This window comes from Nonomuraea sp. NPDC005501, from assembly GCF_040605905.1.
GTDB lineage: Bacteria > Actinomycetota > Actinomycetes > Streptosporangiales > Streptosporangiaceae > Nonomuraea.
Genome location: NZ_JBEXDT010000210.1, coordinates 1 through 2871, shown reverse-complemented (window position 1 = coordinate 2871; position 2871 = coordinate 1). Strand labels below are relative to the sequence as shown.

Genomic DNA, 2871 nt, shown 5'->3' with positions numbered 1-2871 from the left:
GCCCCGGCCCCGGCCACCCCGCGAACGCGCACCCCGGCGCCGGACACCCGCCGGCGGGCCCCGCCGGGCGCGACGCCGCCGGCCACGCCCAGCCCGCCCCCGGCCACGCGTACCCGGCCGAGGCCCGGCAGCCCGGACACCCCGACCAGCCGGGCCACCCCGGACAGCACGGGCAGCCGGGTCCCCCCGGTCAGCAAGGACGGCACGGGCACCCCGGCGAGCACGACCAGCAGGGACACCCGGACGAGCCCGGCCAGCCGCGTCCCGGCTCCAACCTGAGCCGCGACCCGTCCGACCCCGACCGCCCGTTCGTGACGGCCGGGCAGATCAGCGGCTCCCGCACGCCTCCCCCCGACCGCCAGCAGGAGCTCTGGAACAACGTCTTCGGCGACGAGTACGAGGGCATGGGCGAGCCCGACTCGCTGGACGAGTCGGGCAAGCCGATCTGGATCTACGCCCTGGCCGGGTCCGTCTCGATCGCGCTCGTGGGCGCCCTGCTGTGGGCGTTCCTCGCGGGCCCGCTGGCGGGCGACAAGGAGACGCCCGCCGCCGCGGACACCTCCAAGTCGTCGGCCTCGTCCACCCCAAAGACCACCCGATCGTCCACCTCGATCGGCCGCCTGAAGACGTATCCGGGCAAGGCCGCGCCGGTCGTCGGCACGGTGTCCGACACCACGGCCGGTCTCAGCGTCCCGCGGCTGGGCGGCACCTGGCAGCTCGACCAGCGCGGCACGGTCCGCGGCACGTACGGCTTCGCCACCCGCCAGTACGTCAGGACGGGCACCGACACCTACGCCCAGATCCTCACGGGCCCGCTGCCCGCGGCGATGGCCTCGTCCTTCACCTCGGAGAAGGACCTGGAGCCGGCCATCAAGAGCGTCGTGGTCAACGCCCGCAAGCGGTTCTTCCCGGAGGGCAACACGGTCCGCAAGATCGCCCAGCAGCCGCTCAAGGTCGGGAACTCCACGGGGCAGCTGATCGCGTACTCGCTCACCTCGGCCACGGGGAACGCCACGATCGTCACGGCCGCCGTCAACACGGGCAAGGACGTGCCGGCGATCGTGTACATGTCGGTCCCGGCCACGGGCAAGCAGCTGCTGCCCGACGTGAACACGGTGGTCAGGCAGCTCAAGGTGATCAGCCAGTAGGCGGCCGCGTCAGAACGTGCACTCCATGTGCTTGATCCCGTTGATGAAGCTGCTGTGCAGCCGGTCCGGCCGGCCGCCCTCGATCGTGGGGACGCGGCGCAGCAGCTCGCGGAACATCAGCGTGATCTCGCGCCGCGCCAGGTGCGCCCCGAGGCAGAAGTGGGGGCCCGGGCCGCCGAAGCCGACGTGCGGGTTGGCGTCGCGGGTGATGTCGAACCGGTAGGGGTCGGCGAACACCTCCGGGTCGCGGTTGGCCGCCCAGTAGAACAGCACCACCTTCATGCCCGCCGGGTAGAGCTGGCCGTTCAGCTCGAAGTCCCGGGTCAGCTTGCGGCGCATGAAGTTCACGGGTGAGGCGAGCCGGACGATCTCCTCGACGGCGCCGGGGGCGCGCCCGTCGATGTCCTCCAGCCACAGGGCGCGCTGACCGGGGTTCTCGGTGAGCAGCCGCAGGCCGTACGAGATGGCGTTGCGGGTGGTCTCGTTGCCCGCCACCACCAGGAGGATGAAGAACGAGCCCAGCTCCTGCATGGTGAGCCGCTCGCCGTCGATGTTGGCGTTGACCAGCGACGAGGTCAGGTCGTCGGTGGGGTGCTCGGCGCGGTAGGCGGCGAGGTCCTGGACGAGCTGCTGGAGCTCCATGCCGGCCGTGAGCAGCCTCTCGGCCACGCCGGCCAGGTCGCCGCCGGAGTACTCGGGGTCGAAGCCGCCGAGGATGATGTTCGAGCGCTCGAAGACGAACTGGTAGTCACGCTCGGGGATGCCCATCATGTCGCAGATGATCTTCAACGGCAGGCGGGCGACCACGTCCGTCACGAAGTCGGCCCCGGGGCCCTTGGCGAGCAGGTCGTCCACGATGCGCGCGGCGGCGACCTCCACGTCCGTCTCGAACTGCTTGATCATCTTTGGCGTGAACGACCGTGAGACGATCCGGCGCAGCCGGGCGTGGCGCGGGTCGTCCATGTTGATCATCGAGCCGAAGTACTCGGCGAACTCGGCGGGCATGTCCGGGATGTTCGTCGCCCCGCCGTCGCCCGAGCAGAAGATCTCCGGGTGCCGGCTGACCTCGACGATGTCGGCGTGCCTGGCCAGGGCGTAGTAGCCCGGCCCCTTCGGGGCGAAGGAGATCTCCATCTCCTCGAAGTAGGGCGGCCGCTCCAGCGAGCGGATCAGGTCGAACGCCCGCTCCCGCTCGGCCATGGGCCTGGCCCAGAAAGCCTGGTCCGAGAGATCGAAGTCAACGGCAGTCATAGGGCCATCATTTGGGCAAGTGGCCACTTACGTCAATGGTCATGACGTACAGCGTACGTAGTCCGTTTCCGGGGTCCGGGGATATTCGCTGGGCCGCGCGGCCGGTGATCGCTAGCATGGCCGCGTGCAGTTCTTCTTCTTCCTGCGTTAGCGGCCCGCCGGCGGGTCGCGGATGACCCACCGCCGGCGATGCGGGGCGGCCAAGGGGCCGTCCCGGGTCGCGACGTTGGAGAAGGACACGTGCGTGCTTTCGCCGTGGCCAGGGCGGTGCGTGGCATCGAGCCCCTGGTGGCCGCGGAGATCATGGAATTGGGTGTCGTCCGGAGGCTGCGCCACCGCGAGGTGTGGTTCGAGGTGGCCGAGCCGGGACCCGGGCCGGGTGGGTTGCTCGGGTTGCGGACGGCCGACGACGTGCTGCTGGCGGCCGCCGTCGTGGACGGGGTGGGGCCGGGGCGCGCCGCGCTGGCCCGCC

General features: G+C 71.2%; 1 protein-coding gene and 2 pseudogenes. 2 read left to right on the top strand and 1 reads right to left on the bottom strand.

Features of this window, described 5'->3' with window-relative positions; all coding sequences use genetic code 11:
* Positions 1-1148: pseudogene (locus ABZS51_RS42550) on the top strand (hypothetical protein); the annotation flags it as partial.
* A 9-nt stretch (positions 1149-1157) separates the two neighbouring features.
* Here the strand turns inward: ABZS51_RS42550 and ABZS51_RS42545 are convergent.
* Positions 1158-2399, bottom strand: coding sequence for a cytochrome P450 (locus ABZS51_RS42545; RefSeq protein ID WP_355453999.1), 1242 nt, complete (start codon positions 2397-2399; stop codon positions 1158-1160).
* Between the two features lie 240 nt (positions 2400-2639).
* On the opposite strand from ABZS51_RS42545, the pseudogene ABZS51_RS42540 reads away from it, so the two are divergent.
* Positions 2640-2871: pseudogene (locus ABZS51_RS42540) on the top strand (hypothetical protein); the annotation flags it as partial.